Here is a 16,795-nt window from a genome sequence, read left to right on the forward strand (position 1 = left end):
CATTAAACCGCGTTAACTGCAAATTTCGCCCTCCTCCCCGCAAGCTTGATGTGCGAAATCCTTGCTTTAGAGTGCAACCGTGAATCGGCGCAAAGGTGGGGAAAGTGATCATAACGAAATGGTTTAAGCAGGAGAAAAACCTGCTAGTGGCACTGGCGATTGCTGTCGTCGCCTATGTCGGCGAGCATTCCATACTGGAAATGGGCCAAGGCACTGCGATGGTCGCCGCCGTGGCATTGATCGCGACGATTGTATTAGCATCCATGCGCGTCGCCCACCACGCAGAGACCCTCGCCGTCAAGGTCGGCGATCCCTACGGCACGATGATCCTCACTCTTTCGGCCGTTGCGGTCGAAGTCATCATCCTCGCCATCATGATGAGCGGCGAGAGTTCGCCGACGCTGGTGCGCGATACCATCTATGCCGCCGTCATGCTCGATATCAACGGCATCCTCGGTCTTGCTGCTCTTCTCGGCGGTCTGAAACATGGCGAACAGCCCTATAATGACGATTCCAGCCGGACCTATGGCGTTATGATCTTGACCGCTATGGGCATTTCGATGATCGTGCCCGAGTTCATCCCGGATGCGAAATGGCACTACTATTCGGCCTTCACCATCGTCGCGATGATCGCCCTCTATGCGCTGTTCCTGCGCATGCAGGTCGGCCGGCACAGCTATTTCTTCAGCTACAGCTATCCGCGCTCGGAGAAGAAACTCGCTGCCGGAGAGGCTGAAGAGCATCATGAAGAAGAATCCACGACAACTTCGATCGTCACGATCTTGATCGGCGTCGTGCTGATCGGCGTGCTGGCGGAATTCATGTCGGCCTTCATGGATACCGGCCTCAAGGGCACGGGCGCTCCGCCCGCCATCGCCGCGATCGTCGTTGCCGCCATCTCCGCCGCACCGGAAATTCTGACTGCTCTGCGGGCGGCGCTCAGAAATCGCATGCAGGCGACAGTGAATATCGCTTTAGGCGCCTCTCTTTCGACCGTCATCCTGACGGTGCCGGTCATGGAGGCGATTGCGCTCTATACCGGCCAGCCCTTCATGATGGCCATGTCGCCAGTGCAGACGGTCATGGTAATGATCACCCTGATCGTCGCCGCCATCAACCTCAACGACGGCGAAACCAACGCCATTGAGGGTATGACCCATTTCATTCTCTTCGCCACTTTCATCATGCTGACAGCGCTCGGTCTTTGATTCCGATTTCAAAGACTTGCGCCGACTGGCGGATTCAAATTGCGAAACGCTTGGATCAGTTGATGAAGATGAAACCATCAACCTGAATGCAAAAAGCCCACCATCTCTGGCGGGCTTTTCAATTGAACGATTATGGGTCGCTTACTTGCAGGCGGCGCAGAAGCGCTGGATGCGGCGGCAAGCTTCCTCGAGCAGCTCCTCCGAAGTCGCGTAGGAGATGCGGAAGTTCGGGCCGAGGCCGAAAGCGGAACCGTGGACGACCGCCACACCTTCCGATTCCAGCAGTTCGGAGACGAAATCCTCGTCCGTCTCAATGACCTTGCCGGTCGGAGCCGTCTTGCCGATCAGGCCGGCGCAGGACGGATAGACGTAGAAGGCACCTTCCGGAACCGGGCAGGAAATGCCCTTCGCCTGGTTCAGCATCGAGACTACGAGATCGCGGCGACCTTCGAAGATCTTCTTGTTGCGCGGAATGAAGTCCTGCGGACCGTTCAGCGCTTCGACGGCAGCCCACTGGGCGATCGAGGTCGCACCCGAGGTCTGCTGACCCTGGATCATGTCCATCGCCTTGATGAGCTGCAGCGGGCCGGCAGCATAGCCGATACGCCAGCCGGTCATCGCATAGGCCTTCGACACGCCGTTCATCGTCAGCGTGCGGTCGTAGAGGCTCGGCTCGACCTCGACCGGAGTGGCAAACTTGAACTCGCCATAGGTCAGGTGCTCGTACATGTCGTCGGTCAGGATCCAGACATGCGGATGCTTGACCAGCACGTCCGTCAACGCCTTCAGCTCAGCATGCGAATAGGCCGCGCCCGACGGGTTGGACGGCGAGTTGAACATGAACCACTTGGTCTTCGGCGTGATCGCCTTCTCAAGATCGGCCGGCTGAAGCTTGAAGTTGTTGGCCTGTGTCGTGGCAACGAAAACCGGCGTGCCACCGCACAGCGACACCATTTCCGGGTAGGAAACCCAGTACGGCGTCGGGATGATGACTTCATCGCCGGGGTTCAGCGTCGCCATGAAGGCGTTGAACAGGATCTGCTTGCCGCCCGTGCCGACGATGGTCTGCTCGGGAGCGTATTCCAGATTGTTCTCGCGCTTGAACTTGGCGGCGATCGCCTTGCGCAGTTCCGGAATGCCGGCGACCGGCGTGTACTTCGTCTCGCCGCGATTGATCGCGTCGATGGCCGCCGTCTTGATATTATCGGGCGTATCGAAATCCGGCTCACCGGCGCCGAGGCCGATCACGTCGCGTCCTTTTGCTTTCAGCTCGCGCGCTTTCTGGGAAACGGCGATGGTGGCAGAAGGCTTTACACGGGAAAGAGCGTCGGCAAGAAAGGCCATGGTGATCGGTCCTATTCGGTTGAAAATGGCAGAAAGCCTGTGGACCAGATTTCTGCGCTAAGCTCTATGTCGAATATGGGCCGACGTTTCAAGCACAAAGGCGTCACAGTGGCTTTATTTCATGGGTTTCCGGGCCATGTGCATAAGCTTTCCTTACCCGGCTAGAAGCCAGGCCGCGAGCGCGCTTGCCGGTTTTGCCCCGACCGCATGGATCGTAGCCAGGCATCGCCGCTCGATCCAAACTTGAATCATTACGCGAAGCGCCTGAATCGGATTCTGAGGACGCTGGGAATTTCTAATAGAGATCAAATACTTCCCTCGGTATCAGCTTCCCACGAGGCCGGCCGGATGCCTCTCGCGTGCAAAACGCCTCCCTCGCAAGCAGGCGTGAATGAGCCGAAAAGCATCCATCAGTCAAAAGCGAGAACACAAAGACGTTATCGGCTCCGCAACCAGCCTTGAATGGCAACTGAACGGCCCCACCTTGCAAAAGCGAGGCTATTGGGAGGTCAGACAGATGCGTGAGGCAAAAGCGGATTCAGGCGGAAACCGATTTGCGATCGCCTTGATGGTCTGTGCCCTGCTGACGGCAACATCGGTGTTTGCCGAACCTATACAGACCATCCAGACGCAAAAGGTCGACGTCAAGGTCGAGACGATCGCGGCCGGGCTGGAACATCCCTGGGCGGTTGCCGTACTGCCCGATGGTGCCTATCTCGTGACCGAACGGCCAGGCCGCATGCGGCTCATCCGTGATGGCAAGATTTCCGCTCCAATCTCAGGCGTCCCCAAGGTTTATGCCCATGGTCAGGGGGGCTTGCTGGATGTGGAACTCGATCCGAAATTCTCCAGCAACCGCACCCTTTATTTCACCGCCTCGGTGGCAGGCGACGGCGGAAGCGGTACGGCCGTATTCCGCGCCACACTATCTCCTGACGAAAAGCAGCTGACCGATGTGAAGCGCATTTTCGTGATGAACAAGCTGTCGCGCGGAAATCTCCAATACGGCTCGCGCATCGCGATCGCCCGCGATGGTAGCCTTTTCGTCAGCCTTGGCGATCGCTTCCAACAGGATCGCGCACAGGATTTTCACGACGATGCCGGCTCCATCATCCATATCGGCGCCGATGGCAGCATTCCTGCCTATAATCCGTTCAGAGACGGAAAGCGTGCCCTTCCCGAAATCTGGACGAAGGGCCATCGCAATCCTCAGGGCATCACCTTCGACAGCCAGACGAACAAACTCTATACGGCAGAGCACGGCGCTCGGGGCGGCGATGAGATCAACACGCCCGAAGCCGGCAAGAACTATGGCTGGCCGGTCATTTCCTATGGCGTCAATTATAACGGCACGAAAATCGGCATCGGCACCGCAAAGGCAGGTATGGAGCAGCCGCGCTTCTATTGGGACCCTTCGATCGCCCCCGGCGCCATTGCAGTCTATCGCGGCAAGATGTTTCCCGAATGGAACGGCGATTTCCTCGTCACGGCGCTGAAGTTCGAGCTGCTCTCACGGCTAAGCCAGAACGGCAAAGGCAAAATCACCGAGCGGGAACGAATGTTTGAGGGAAAATTCGGCCGCTTGCGCGACATAACGGTCGCGCCCGACGGTGCGTTGCTGATAACGACCGATGAAAGCGACGGTGCGCTTCTGAGGATTTCGAGAGCAGCAAGTTAGGCTCAACGCGCCGCTTGGAGCATCTTTCGGCCTTGCCGCAAGCAAAAGCAGCTGCTAACGGTCGGCCTCATTCTTTCCTCCCCTTCCCGCAGGATGCAGATGTCTCGCATACAGGCGAATTTGTTGTTGTTGCTTGCCGCCGCGATCTGGGGCGGCGGTTTCGTTGCGCAATCGACAGCGATGAAGGCGATCGGACCCTTCTGGTTCATCGGCCTCAGATTCGCCGTGGCCACCATGGTCGTCCTGCCTTTCGTGTGGATGGAAAACAGGAAGGCCGCCAAGCCGCTGACGCCTCGCAACTGGCTCTCCTTTCTGCTGATCGGCCTCGCTCTCTTCGGCGGAGCGGCAACGCAGCAGCTCGGCCTGCTGACAACGACGGTCACGAATTCTAGCTTCATCACCGGTCTCTACGTGGTCTTCGTGCCGCTGATCGCCGTTATCTTCCTGCGCCGCTCGCCGCATTGGGTCATCTGGCCCGCGGCATTGATGGCGCTTTGCGGCATCTACCTGCTGTCGGGTGGCTCCTTCTCGCGCCTCACCGTCGGCGACTTCCTGACCGTGATCTGCGCACTCTTCTGGGCAGCGCAAATCACGCTCGCCGGCTCCGCCGTTAACGACACCGGCCGGCCGCTTGGCATCTCCGCCACGCAATTTGCCGTCACCGCCGTTCTCGCTCTCGCGGTTGCCGTCGCCATCGAACCGATCAGCATCGCCGATATTAGCGCCGCACTCGGCGAGATCCTCTATGTCGGCATCTTTTCCTCAGGCCTGGCTTTCGCGCTGCAGATCATCGGCCAGCGTTATACGACCGCTCCCCAAGCCGCGATCTTCCTGTCTTCGGAGGCACTGTTCGGGGCTTCACTCGGCGCCTTGCTGCTCGGCGAAACCATCGGCCCTCTCGGCTATGCCGGCTGCGCCTTGATGTTTACGGCGATGCTGGCCGTGGAATTGGTGCCGGAATTGACTCGGCGGCGCGACGCCACAGCATAAAAAACGCCGGAAATGCGCGCTTTTAGGCGCTTGACGGCATGGCACGCCAAAATTTTTCGAACAATCGAAAACGGCTGTTCACACCAGCGGATTTGGGGAAATTTCGCCAAAACTATATCGCGAGCGATGCAAAACCCTTAGAAACTTGTTTCAAAGTGGGAAAATTTGCGAATCGCCTTAACATATTCGCGTTACGGTATTGTGCCTGTTGTGCCACGTTAAAAAACTTTTGCTTGCCAATTTCCCATAAACACAGCACTCTCAACAGTGTTCGGGCATTTTTAGAGCATGGGAAGTCCTAATAGAATTGCGAGCCGGAAACGCTAATATTCCGGTCAGCTTGGTCGAGAAGCGGGGTGGCAAACATCGCATCGAGACCATGCCGAGTTACGGGGACCTTTTCCTTCAAATTTCGAGAACTGCCTGCAAGCGCCCGCAAGGGCAACACAAGTAATGCTGCCCGTGTGGATGGTGGGCAGAGAGAAAAGGACCTGAGGCATGGCCGAGACTGGCACTGTAAAGTTTTTCAATACCGATAAGGGCTTCGGTTTCATCAAACCGGACAAGGGTGGCGCGGACATCTTTGTACACATTTCTGCAGTTCAGGCTTCTGGTCTGGCAGGATTGTCGGAAAACCAGAAGGTAAGCTTCGACACGGAACCGGATCGCCGCGGCAAGGGGCCGAAGGCCGTCAATCTGCAGATTGCTGGCTAAGACACCTTACGGCTTTCAAATTCGAGTTGAGGCCCGGCAGCAATGCCGGGTTTTGTCATTCAGTCTGCATTCAGTTTGCCACGTATAATTTGCCTCCCATGAAAGGGCGGGAATGACTTTTGTCCCGCTTCCGTTAGAGGATAGGCCAATGACCATACTCGGCAAAACGCTTGTCATGTCCGCCGTCGCGGCGGCATTGACGATCACTTCCGTGAGTGCCGCTTCCGCCGACGAATACTGGCGCCATCATAACCGAGACGGCTGGGCATTCGGCGCCGCCGGGCTCGCAACCGGCCTGATCGTCGGCTCCGCCATTGCCAGCCAGCCGCGCTACGTCGAACCGACCCCGGCCTATGTCGACCCAGGCTACGACGCTCCTCCCCCTGGCTACTACTATCGCCCAGCACCGCGCCGCGTCTATGTCGAACGCGACGTCAGCTATTATGCGCCAGCGCCGGCATACGGTCTGCGTCCTTGGTCGTCCGCATGGATGCGCTATTGCTACGACCGCTACAGAAGCTTCGATGGCCGCACCGGCACCTATGTCGGCTTTGACGGCATGCGCCATTTCTGCACGGCCGATTGATTCCAGACGTGCTCCTAATGACAATGCGAGGAACCAAGGCGCCGCTTCCGAGCGGCGCCTGATTGATGCGGAATAGCTCCATCGGGAAGCGTTCGTCTTTCCGCCTGGATTTGCGGCAGCGTCCCCGCATTGCCGTCTCTCGCACACTGAACGCTCCACGCCTTCTCTGAAACAACGTCTCTGATAAGAACGCCGGCCCCATTGCGCCCAAAACTCTCATCCAGACACTCTGTGATAATGTCCTGCCATGGTCACACTGGCATTTTATGCGTGTTGCCATCATTTCTGGCTGCGCGAAGAAGCTTTTCAGAGGTTGGAGAATGGGCGTCAGGAATTACTTGATCGACGGCGTTTCTGGAGCTGGCAAGACCTCTGTCGCCACCGAACTGCAGCGGCGCGGCTACCATGTCATCCATGGCGATCGGGAGTTGGCCTATAAGGGCGATCCGAAAACGGGTGAACCGCTGGATGCCTCTGTCCTTCGGGAGCACATTGGCGATGTGGCCTTCGGGCACAGACATCACCTTTGGGATGTCGGCAAGGTCAAATCCCTCGTCGCCGATCGAAGCAATCCGACCACCTTCTTCTGCGGCGGCTCAAGGAATTTTCATTGCTTTATCGATCTGTTCGATGAGGTCTTCGTGCTCAACGTCGATCTGGACACACTAAGCCGCCGGCTTGCCGCCAGACCGGAAGATGAGTTTGGCGGCAAGCCCGCCGAGCGAGACATCATCGTGCGATTACACGCGACGCAGGAGGACATTCCGAAGAACGCGATAAGCATCGACGCAACAGTGCCGCTCGCCAATGTTGTCGACGATATTCTTTCCAGATGCCACGGGAATGCGGGGCAAAAGGCCCGCTGATAACGCTTTGCCTACAGCCCACGCAGGAAGGGATTGGTGCGGCGCTCGTCGCCGATCTTGCTCCCCGGCCCGTGACCACAGATGAAGCCGACTTCATCGCCAAGCGGGAAAACCTTGTCGCGGATCGATTCCAAAAGCTGCTGATGATTGCCGCCGGGCAGATCGGTTCTGCCGATCGAGCCGTTGAACAGCACGTCGCCGAGATGTGCAAAGCCCTGCTTCCTGTTGACATAGATGACATGGCCGGGCGCATGGCCGGGGCAATGGAAAACCTCGAATTCATGCTCGCCGAAGGAAACCTTGTCGCCCTCCTTCAGGAAGCGGTCCGGCGTGACGTTGCGCACGCCGCTGATGTTGAACATCTTGCCTTTGGCTTCGATATCCTCCAGCAGGAAGCGATCGTCCTCATGCGGGCCGATCACCTCGATGCCGAGTGCCTCACGCACCTCGTCGGCACCGCCGGCATGATCGATATGGCCGTGTGTCAGCCAGACGGCCTTAAGGGTAATGCCGTTCTCGCGCACCGTCTGCAGGATGATATCGACATCGCCGCCCGGGTCGACCACCACGCCTTCCTTGGTCTCCGGATCGAACAGGATAGTGCAGTTCTGTTCGAAAGGGGTCACCGGAATAATGCCGGCCTGGAGCATGCCCATGGAGCGCCTCGTCTGTTTGATCGTCGTACTGCCGGTATAACGGCAAACATCAGACAAAGCAGCCCCCGAAGCTTCAAAGTGGTCCAAACGCGACAACCGAACCTCAAGATTCGATAATACCCATGTTTTCAAGTGCTTATTTGATCCTCCCATCGAACGATGACCTATTGGTGCCCGGCAAACCGGAACACTCAGGCACTCGAAACGTTGAAGGTAGGTCTTTCAAGACAGAAGGAGAAAACCAATGTCCTTGAAGAGAAATCTGTTGCTGACCGGCTTTGTCCTTCTCGGCAGTGCGGGTCTCGCCCAGGCCGAGATGGCCGCAACCACCGCCACGGATATAGAAGTTCGTTCCGGGCCCGGTGCGGAATTCCCGACCGTTGGTGTCGCCACTCGCGGGTCCGAAGCAACACTCGACGGCTGCGTCGAAGGTAGCCGCTGGTGCCGGGTCGACGTCAATGGCATGCGCGGCTGGGTCTATGCGCAATATCTGAGCGTCGAACAGAATGGCACCTCGGTCGTCGTTCAGGACCACCGGGATGACCTGGGCATTCCCACCATCACCTATGAACAGACCGATCCGATCCAGACCGGCAGCGTCCAGCGCGTTCAGCCCGATCCGAGCGACGAATTGCTGGGGCCCGTCGATCAGAGCGGTGGCGATGTAGTCGCAATCACCCCGCCTGAGGAAGTCCGCACCTATATCGACGACAATCCAGTCGATACCGTTCAGTTGCGTGGAGATCTGGTGGTTGGCGCCACCATTCCGCAAAGCGTGGAAGTACACCGTATTCCAGACTACCAATACAGCTACGTCGAGGTAAACCACCAACCCGTATTGGTCGATCCGGGTACACGCCGCATCGTCTACGTCTACCGCTGATTCGCCTCGCAGGACCACATAAGATGGCGAAATTGACATGCGGCGGGTCGGCCGCATGTCCAAACCGAGGATTTCCCCTGAAATTATTAGGGAATTCTCCCGTTTGAGTTGCTCTTCTATTTCCAGCGATCCGTGCATGATGTAATCCTAATATCGATGAAGGATTATCGCCGCTCCCTGGCATCGATCCGGGACGCCGCGAGAGGGCATCCGGAAGCGTCTCCGGAACTATGGGAGAAGGGCAGTCATGGAAAGTCTAGGGCCTATCATTACGCAATTGATTGCCGGTGCGATCGGTGGCAACGCCGCGAGCGCCGTTTTGAAGCAGGATGGGATCAATCTCATTGCGAGAACGATCGCCGGTGCCGTGGGTGGCCTTGGCGGCGGCCTGATCCTGAACCTGATCGGCAGCGAAGCTCTCACCGGCCTCATCGCGCAAGGCATATCCTCATTGGTCGCCGGCGGCGTGCTCTCCGCGATCGTCGGTGCCGTTCTCGGCCGTAAGTCGTAACTAGATCGGATCGCACAAGCCGGGCCGACAAACACCCGGCTTGTGCGGATCAACATCAATTCCGTTTGGCAACAGGCGCATCTCGCCCCTGCCTTGAAGCGGATGGCGCGGAAAAGATACCCGCTTTCACGATGGTTGCCGTTCGACGGCCGGACATGCGCGACCTTCAGCAAGGGCGCCTGCTTCTCGCTCCATTGTTCTCTAACAATCTCGCCACCTCAAGGCATGATCGCTATCGGCCATATTCTGCCCCTGTGGCGACGGATTAATATACAGGATATGTTGGAGTTTTTGCGGGACCGCGCTTAATTTCCCGATAGGGCAGCCCGTTCGGGCCGCACGGCATTGTGCGAAAGCGGGCAACGACGTAGAAATGCGTCAACAGAGCTGACATATTTTTGCGGAAGTTTCCCGGATGCTCCATAATAGGAAAGGAAATGTCACGGTGCCACGACAGATGAGCCAGAATGCGGCAAAAACGGAGCTGCTGGGCACACCGATGCAGAACGCGGGAAGCATCGATTTCGAGATTATCGAGCTGCTTTTCTTCGCCTACCGTGATTTTGTCTCCGATCCGGACCAGATCCTCGTCAAGAGCGGTTTCGGCCGGGCCCATCATCGTGTCGTCCATTTCGTTAACCGCGAACCAGGCATGACGGTTGCGGACCTTCTGGAAACATTGCAGATCACCAAACAGAGTTTGGCGCGGGTTCTCAAACAATTGATCGATTCGGGTTATATTCGCCAGGTCGCAGGTCCGGAGGACCGGCGGCAGCGCAAGCTGTATCCGACGCAAGCCGGCCGCGATCTGGCGCTGGCACTGGCCGAGCCGCAATCGCGCCGCATTGAAAGGGCATTCGAAGGCGCGTCGGAAGCGACGCGCGAAAGCGTGAAGCGTTTCCTGAGGGGAATGCAGACGGGGAAATGACGGCGATTCAGCCCGCGGTGCCGGTGCGGAGTGCCTCAATGCAATCGATGGGTAGGACAGGATCGAGACAGACCGAATGACGACAAAAGCAGCAATCTCGGATGACGCAGCACATCTTTTGGTGGTGGACGACGACACACGTATCCGTGCCCTCCTCAACCGTTATCTCATGGAGAAAGGTTTTCGCGTCACGTCTGCCGCCGATGGCGCCGAAGCCCGCCGCAAGCTGGAAGGGCTCGACTTCGACCTCATCATCATGGATGTGATGATGCCCGGCGAATCCGGCATCGCGCTGACGTCGAGCCTGCGGGCGATCAAGAACATTCCGATCATCATGTTGACGGCACTGGCTGAAGCCGATTCCCGTATAGCAGGCCTTGAGGCCGGCGCGGACGACTATCTGCCAAAGCCCTTCGACCCGCGTGAGCTGGTATTGCGCGTCAACAATATCCTTCGCCGCAACGCGCCCGCCGATTCCCCGAAGATCGAGCTTGTGATGTTCGGACCTTACACGTTTTCGCTCACCCGCAAGGAGCTGAAGAAGGCGGCGGAACTCATCCGGCTTACCGACCGCGAGCAGGAAATCATGCTGTTGTTTGCCAAGCGTGCCGGAGAGACGATCCCGCGTCACGAGCTCATCGGCAATGACGCAGAGGTGGGCGAACGAACGATCGATGTGCAGATCAACCGGCTGCGCCGAAAGATTGAAGACGACCCGGCCAACCCTATCTGGCTGCAGACGGTGCGTGGCATCGGCTACCGCCTTAGCATAGACTGAGATCGGCTCCGCGGGACCAGGTGATGGTGACATTCGATTCGATCAGACGCGACCAGGATCACACGCCGTCCAACGGATTGCGGTGGCTTTCGCGCTGGATGCGTCGCTATATCCTGCCGACCGGCCTCTATGCCCGCTCATTGCTGATCTTCATTCTGCCGATGATCATCCTGCAGGCGGTGGTTACCGTCGTCTTCATGGAGCGCCACTGGCAGATGGTGACCCAGCGCCTGTCGATGGCGACAACGCGCGACATCGCCGCCATCATCACCATCATCCAGACCTATCCGCAGGATGCCGACTATTCCGCCATCACCCAAATGGCACGCCAGAAGCTCGATCTCGCCATTTCGATCGAACCGGGTGGCGAGCTGCCGCCGCCCGCCGAAAAACCGTTCTTTTCGATCCTCGACGGCATTCTGAGCGACGAGATCCGAGATCAGATCAACCTGCCCTTCTGGATCGATACGGTCGGCAACTCCAGCCTGGTCGAAATCCGCATCAAACTGCCCGACAAGGTGCTGCGCGTCTTCGCCAAGCGCAGCCAGACTTATGCCTCCAATACCCATATCTTCATCCTGTGGATGGTCGGCACCTCACTGGTGCTGATCGGCATCGCCGTCCTGTTCCTGCGCGGCCAGATCCGTCCGATCCTGGCTCTCGCTCAGGCCGCGGAAAGCTTCGGCAAAGGACAGCGACTGGAAAACTATTCCCCTCGGGGCGCCGACGAAATACGCCGCGCCGGTCTCGCCTTCATTCTGATGCGCGAGCGCATCGAACGGCAGATCGAGCAGCGCACGGCGATGCTCTCCGGCGTCAGCCATGACCTGCGAACCGTTCTGACCCGCTTCAAGCTGCAGCTTGCCCTTGTCGGTGAAAATCCGGATCTTGCCGGCCTTAGCGAAGATGTGGAGGACATGCAAAGCATGCTAGAGGGCTATATGGCCTTCGCACGCGGCGAGGCAGAAGAAGATGTCGGTCAGTTCAAGCTCAGCGATATCTTCGAGAAGATCCAGCAGGACTTCACGCTGCACGGTAAATCCATGAGCTTCTCCATCGACGGTGACGATCAAATCTCCGTCCGGCCGAATGCCTTTACCCGCCTGGTGACGAACCTTGCCACGAACGCCCGGCGCTATGCCAACAGCCTACGTATCGAGGCAAGGCACAGTGCCAAATGGCTGACGATCATCTTCGATGATGATGGCCCCGGCATTCCAGCCGCGGCGCGCGATGACGTCTTCAAACCGTTCTTCCGGCTGGATTCGGCCCGCAATCTCGACAAGTCGGGCACAGGCCTCGGCCTTGCCATCGCGCGCGACATCGCCCGCAGCCATGGCGGCAACGTCACGCTTGGCGACAGCCCGCTCGGCGGCCTGCGCGCCACTATCCGCATTCCTGCCTGAGGAGGCGTCACATGGCGATCGATATCGATGGCATGCACTGGCTGAATGCGCCGCCGATGTGGGAGGTGAACCAAGGACGATTGTTTGTCCGTTCCGGCGACAAGACCGATTTCTGGCAGGAGACCTATTACGGCTTCCATCGCGACAACGGTCATTTTCTCGGCACGCCGCGCCGTGGCGATTTCACAGCAGCAGTCACCTTTGTCGGCCACTATCGCGAGCTTTACGATCAAGCCGGCCTGATGATCCGCCACGATGCCAGGCACTGGATGAAATGCGGGATCGAATATACCGACGGCGCCAGGCATTTCAGCGTCGTCGTCACCAATGGCAATTCCGACTGGTCGGCCTTCCGGCTCGATCATGAATTCGATGCCATGTCGGCACGGGTCACGCGCAACGGCGATGCCCTCTTCATCCAGTATCGCACCGACCGTATGAGCGAGTGGCGCATGGCGAGGCTCGCCTGGTTCGATCCGATGCTGGAGGAAGTGTCGGTCGGTCCCGCCTTCTGTTCGCCGCAACGCGAAGGCTTCGAAGCGGAATTTCTCGATTTCAGCCTGAGCGATCCGCTATCGAGGGACATCCACTGAGGGCACTTCCCTTCGATTGCGAAAGGGATACAGCTCACATCATCTTCTTACCGTTCGGCACCGGCTGGGTCACCGCAGCGAGAACGATTGCGCCGGACTCATCCTCGAAACCGAGCGTCAGCACTTCGGAACGCACCGGTCCGATCTGGCGTGGCGGGAAATTGACCACGGCCAACACCTGCCGGCCGATAAGAGATTCCGGCGTATAATGTACGGTGATCTGTGCGGAGGAACGCTTGATGCCGATCTCCGGCCCGAAATCGATTCTGAGCTTGTAAGCAGGCTTGCGTGCTTCCGGAAAAGTCTCCGCTTCAATGATCGTTCCGACGCGGATATCCACCCGCTCGAAATCGCCATAGGTGATCTCTTCCGTCATGCCCTGTCCTTTATCGAAAACCTGGAACGCTTTAGCGCTTCGCAGAACGGCTAAACCGTTCCAGCTCTTGGCTTTTATGCAATTCCAGGCGGAAAACCGCTATGCACTTTTCCTGAAATTGTTAGCCTGCCAGCTCTTGCGCCCGCTTGCGCGCTGCTTCCAGAGCCGCATCGAACAATGGCTGCATGCCGTCTTCCGCCATTAGCACGCCGAGCGCCGCTGCAGTCGTTCCGCCGGGAGACGTCACATTCTGGCGCAGACGCGAAGCGTCGTCGGGAGACTGGTGCAACAATTCACCAGCCCCCGCGACGGTTTCCCGTGCGAGCCGCATGGCGAGGTCCGCCTGCAGGCCAAGCTTTCGGCCCGCCTCCGCCATGCACTCCACGAGATAGAAAACATAGGCAGGCCCGCTGCCCGAAACCGCAGTCACCGAATCGATATCGGCTTCGCCAGGCACCCATTCGACCGGACCGGATACCTTCAACAGGTTCTGGACCAGCTGCCGCTGGCGATCGCTTACGCGCGCATTGGCAAAAGCGCCGGTCACGCCGCGCCCGACCATGGCGGGCGTATTCGGCATGGCGCGTACCATGGCCGCGTCTCCCAGATGCGTCTCAAGCGCAGAGAGCGTCTTGCCGGCCGCAATGGAGACGACGACGGTCGTCTCTCCGACGAGCGGTTTGAACGGCGGCAGAACCGCGTCCATGAGTTGCGGCTTGACGGCGATGAAGAGAACGCCCGCCGTCAAGCCTTTCGGAACTTCGGTGACATGGCTTGCGCCCGCATCCGCAATCATTTTCCGCATCGCTTCGGCCGGATTGGGATCGACGACAACGACCGAAGAGCCCGGCACGCCGTTTTTCAGCCACCCCGTCAGCAATGCGCCCCCCATATTGCCCGCGCCGATCAGAACGATCGGCCCGGAGGACGCAAATGCATTGGCGGATTGTTCACCTGTCATGTCACGCTTCGCCTACCGTTTCGAAGAGTACGGCTTCCATGGCTCGGTTTGCATCGAGCCCGGACCATACGACAAATTGGAAAGCCTGATAGTAAGCCTCGCATGTGTCAAGCGCGTTGGAAAGCAGCACTTCCACCTGCCTGTTCGTGGGCTCCGCCCCACCCGACAAGAGCAGCGATTGACGGAAGATGACGATGTCTTCCTGACGCCACAGATCGAAGTGGCCCATCAGCACCTGCCCGTTGATGCAGGACAAGAGCTTGATCACCTCGTTGACGCGCGGGTCCGGAACCTTGACATCGAATGCGCAGGCTATGTGCAGCGCCTCGAATTCCTCCATCCAGGAGAACGAGACGTGATAGTCGGTCCATCGTCCTTCGACGGTCATGGCGATTTCGTCTTCGCCCGACCGTTCGAACGACCAGTCGTTGTTGGCAGCAACGAATTCGATCATGTCGACCGGATTCGATTGTCGTTCGGCTTCCATTTCCATAAGGCTCATGCAGCACCTTCTTGACCGGATCGGTTGCAGTTTTCCCGTGGCTCGACACTGAAAGAACGCAAACAATTTTACTCCGGAAACATCCTCGGGATGATGTTGAACGGCTGCCAGACTAACGCTTCCACCATGCCCGGGGCTTACCAAGTCCGTTTCGAATCATCATTTAAAATCAGTGTATAGTGGCATGCCCGGCATGCCAGCCCCTGAACGGTGATTTTGGAAACGGCACTGTGGAAAGCTCTTCGGACGCCTATTCAGAAGGGAGTCATAACCGACTCTGGCGATTGGCTTTTTTGCCTATGTCCACAGGTGGAAAAACTGACGGAAATTTTCAGAGGAAAAAGGCACGGCAAACGGGTGCCGCGCCGATCAGCAAACAGAAGTCCAGGCTTATTTGCCCTTTGAAGCGAGCTTGGCTTCGAGCGCTTCGATTCTCGCCAGCAGTGCCTCGTTTTCGTCGCGCGCCTTGATCGCCATTTCTCGAACGGCCTCGAATTCCTCGCGCTTGACGATATCCATGCTGTTCAGCCAGCGCTCGGCATGGGCATTGAAGGCGGTCTCGATTTCGCGGCGCACGCCCTGGGCAGCACCGGCGGCATCGGTCATCAGCTTGGCGAATTCATCCAAGATTCGGTTCGGTCCAGTGCTCATGGCAATCTCCTTGCAGCCGTCGGCCCTCAACGGTCAGGCATCGATATGGGCCAGATAGTGCTGAGGTAGGATTTCCAAGGGGCCGATGCAAGCAAATTGAGATAGGACTGGACAACCGGAGCTGCCATCTCGGCGAGATCAACAATCGACTTGACCGTTTCGACAGCGAACGCCATGTTCCGCGCACATTTTGGATATTTAGCATGATCCTGCCCCGAAATGGCACGGTGCTTTCGGGAACATGCTGCAACGGGCCTGACGATCTTGCTGACATCCGCCAATCTCGCCGCCATCCTGCCTTTTCCGGATATCGATCCGGTCGCCGTTTCTCTCGGCCCGGTTTCAGTCCATTGGTACGGACTTGCCTATGTCGCTGGCATTCTGCTCGGCTGGTTCTATGCCAGGCGGCTGGTCGATAACGGCAGGCTCTGGCTGAACGATACAGCACCGATGACGCGCCAGCATCTGGATGACTTCATTCTCTGGGTAGCCTTCGGCATCGTTCTCGGCGGCCGCATCGGCTATATCCTTTTCTACGATCTCGATCCGGTCCTGGCCAATCCGATCCGTGCCATCGAAGTCTGGAACGGCGGCATGTCTTTCCACGGCGGATTAATAGGCACCACCATCGCTATGATTTTGTTCGCAAGGCGAAACAAGATTCCCGTCTGGAGCCTGTTCGATATCGTCGCCGCCGTCGCCCCGATCGGGCTTTTCTTCGGCCGTATCGCCAATTTCATCAATGGCGAGCTCTGGGGTCGCGTCACAGATGTTCCCTGGGCGATGGTCTTCTGCAGCCCACATGTGATCGCCGCCCATAACGGCGTGTGCCCTGCAGGCCCAGACCCGCGGCACCCGAGTCAGCTTTATGAAGCCGGCATCGAAGGCATCATCCTCTTCCTTATTCTCTTTGTGCTTACGCGCTGGGCGCTGACGCTGAAGAAACCGGGCACGGCCAGCGGCATTTTTGTCATCGGCTACGCTTTCTCGCGCATTTTTGTCGAATTCTTCCGTCAGCCTGACGAGCAGCTCGGTTATCTGCTCGGCACGAACTGGCTGACGATGGGGATGGTGCTTTCGCTTCCGATGGTGGCGATAGGCCTTTGGGCCGTTATCCGCGCCCGTCAGGCAGCGGCAAGGCAGATAGCTTGAGGTGGAGTTCAA

At 58.2% G+C, this 16,795-nt stretch carries 19 protein-coding genes; 13 read left to right on the plus strand and 6 right to left on the minus strand.

Features of this window, described 5'->3' with window-relative positions; translation table 11 throughout:
* Window positions 1-146 precede the first annotated feature (146 nt).
* Window positions 147-1,208, plus strand: a complete 1,062-nt coding sequence (locus JJQ51_RS16490; RefSeq protein WP_371864925.1) for a calcium:proton antiporter — start codon at window positions 147-149, stop codon at window positions 1,206-1,208.
* A gap of 141 nt (window positions 1,209-1,349) precedes the next feature.
* Here JJQ51_RS16490 and JJQ51_RS16495 read toward each other — a convergent pair whose 3' ends face one another.
* Window positions 1,350-2,552, minus strand: a complete 1,203-nt coding sequence (locus JJQ51_RS16495) for a pyridoxal phosphate-dependent aminotransferase (protein WP_152092636.1) — start codon at window positions 2,550-2,552, stop codon at window positions 1,350-1,352.
* 517 nt (window positions 2,553-3,069) lie between these two features.
* On the opposite strand from JJQ51_RS16495, the gene JJQ51_RS16500 reads away from it, so the two are divergent.
* From JJQ51_RS16500 to JJQ51_RS16520, 5 genes are all read left to right on the plus strand, one after another.
* Complete coding sequence (locus JJQ51_RS16500) at window positions 3,070-4,230, plus strand: PQQ-dependent sugar dehydrogenase (RefSeq protein ID WP_269244961.1); 1,161 nt, start codon at window positions 3,070-3,072, stop codon at window positions 4,228-4,230.
* A gap of 99 nt (window positions 4,231-4,329) precedes the next feature.
* On the plus strand, window positions 4,330-5,220 hold the full coding sequence (locus JJQ51_RS16505; protein WP_113332258.1) for a DMT family transporter: 891 nt from the start codon (window positions 4,330-4,332) through the stop codon (window positions 5,218-5,220).
* Between the two features lie 498 nt (window positions 5,221-5,718).
* Entirely contained in the window at window positions 5,719-5,934 is a 216-nt protein-coding gene (locus tag JJQ51_RS16510; RefSeq protein WP_004116423.1) for a cold-shock protein, read from the plus strand.
* A 148-nt stretch (window positions 5,935-6,082) separates the two neighbouring features.
* Window positions 6,083-6,520, plus strand: a complete 438-nt coding sequence (locus JJQ51_RS16515) for a BA14K family protein (RefSeq protein WP_269244962.1) — start codon at window positions 6,083-6,085, stop codon at window positions 6,518-6,520.
* Window positions 6,521-6,840: 320 nt separating this feature from the next.
* Entirely contained in the window at window positions 6,841-7,386 is a 546-nt protein-coding gene (locus JJQ51_RS16520; RefSeq protein ID WP_113332325.1) for a nucleoside kinase, read from the plus strand.
* 11 nt (window positions 7,387-7,397) lie between these two features.
* On the opposite strand, the gene JJQ51_RS16525 is transcribed toward JJQ51_RS16520, so the two are convergent.
* On the minus strand, window positions 7,398-8,042 hold the full coding sequence (locus tag JJQ51_RS16525; RefSeq protein WP_113332256.1) for an MBL fold metallo-hydrolase: 645 nt from the start codon (window positions 8,040-8,042) through the stop codon (window positions 7,398-7,400).
* A 244-nt stretch (window positions 8,043-8,286) separates the two neighbouring features.
* On the opposite strand from JJQ51_RS16525, the gene JJQ51_RS16530 reads away from it, so the two are divergent.
* From JJQ51_RS16530 to JJQ51_RS16555, 6 genes are all read left to right on the plus strand, one after another.
* A complete protein-coding gene (locus tag JJQ51_RS16530) occupies window positions 8,287-8,925 on the plus strand; it encodes a DUF1236 domain-containing protein (RefSeq protein ID WP_113332255.1) in 639 nt (212 codons plus the stop codon).
* 247 nt (window positions 8,926-9,172) lie between these two features.
* The gene (locus JJQ51_RS16535; protein ID WP_092711633.1) at window positions 9,173-9,436 is read left to right on the plus strand and encodes a hypothetical protein; all 264 of its coding nucleotides are present in this window, start codon (window positions 9,173-9,175) and stop codon (window positions 9,434-9,436) included.
* 457 nt (window positions 9,437-9,893) lie between these two features.
* Window positions 9,894-10,364 (plus strand): MarR family winged helix-turn-helix transcriptional regulator, encoded by a 471-nt coding sequence (locus JJQ51_RS16540; RefSeq protein WP_173004631.1) that lies wholly within the window; start codon window positions 9,894-9,896, stop codon window positions 10,362-10,364.
* A 76-nt stretch (window positions 10,365-10,440) separates the two neighbouring features.
* A complete protein-coding gene (locus tag JJQ51_RS16545; RefSeq protein WP_069612646.1) occupies window positions 10,441-11,142 on the plus strand; it encodes a response regulator in 702 nt (233 codons plus the stop codon).
* Between the two features lie 23 nt (window positions 11,143-11,165).
* The gene (locus JJQ51_RS16550) at window positions 11,166-12,548 is read left to right on the plus strand and encodes an ATP-binding protein (RefSeq protein ID WP_069612647.1); all 1,383 of its coding nucleotides are present in this window, start codon (window positions 11,166-11,168) and stop codon (window positions 12,546-12,548) included.
* 11 nt (window positions 12,549-12,559) lie between these two features.
* On the plus strand, window positions 12,560-13,141 hold the full coding sequence (locus tag JJQ51_RS16555) for a DUF1349 domain-containing protein (protein WP_152096219.1): 582 nt from the start codon (window positions 12,560-12,562) through the stop codon (window positions 13,139-13,141).
* A 34-nt stretch (window positions 13,142-13,175) separates the two neighbouring features.
* On the opposite strand, the gene JJQ51_RS16560 is transcribed toward JJQ51_RS16555, so the two are convergent.
* From JJQ51_RS16560 to JJQ51_RS16575, 4 genes are all read right to left on the minus strand, one after another.
* On the minus strand, window positions 13,176-13,517 hold the full coding sequence (locus JJQ51_RS16560) for a tRNA-binding protein (RefSeq protein ID WP_152096218.1): 342 nt from the start codon (window positions 13,515-13,517) through the stop codon (window positions 13,176-13,178).
* Window positions 13,518-13,638: 121 nt separating this feature from the next.
* Entirely contained in the window at window positions 13,639-14,478 is an 840-nt protein-coding gene (gene proC / locus JJQ51_RS16565; RefSeq protein ID WP_113388924.1) for a pyrroline-5-carboxylate reductase, read from the minus strand.
* Window position 14,479: 1 nt separating this feature from the next.
* The gene (locus tag JJQ51_RS16570; RefSeq protein WP_069612651.1) at window positions 14,480-14,980 is read right to left on the minus strand and encodes a YbjN domain-containing protein; all 501 of its coding nucleotides are present in this window, start codon (window positions 14,978-14,980) and stop codon (window positions 14,480-14,482) included.
* Window positions 14,981-15,370: 390 nt separating this feature from the next.
* Complete coding sequence (locus tag JJQ51_RS16575; protein WP_069612652.1) at window positions 15,371-15,631, minus strand: accessory factor UbiK family protein; 261 nt, start codon at window positions 15,629-15,631, stop codon at window positions 15,371-15,373.
* Window positions 15,632-15,895: 264 nt separating this feature from the next.
* Between JJQ51_RS16575 and lgt the strand changes: the two genes are divergently transcribed.
* The gene (lgt, locus tag JJQ51_RS16580; RefSeq protein ID WP_113352040.1) at window positions 15,896-16,783 is read left to right on the plus strand and encodes a prolipoprotein diacylglyceryl transferase; all 888 of its coding nucleotides are present in this window, start codon (window positions 15,896-15,898) and stop codon (window positions 16,781-16,783) included.
* Window positions 16,784-16,795: the final 12 nt, after the last annotated feature.

The organism is Rhizobium sp. AG207R (assembly GCF_027109195.1).
Classification (GTDB): Bacteria; Pseudomonadota; Alphaproteobacteria; order Rhizobiales; family Rhizobiaceae; genus Rhizobium; species Rhizobium dioscoreae.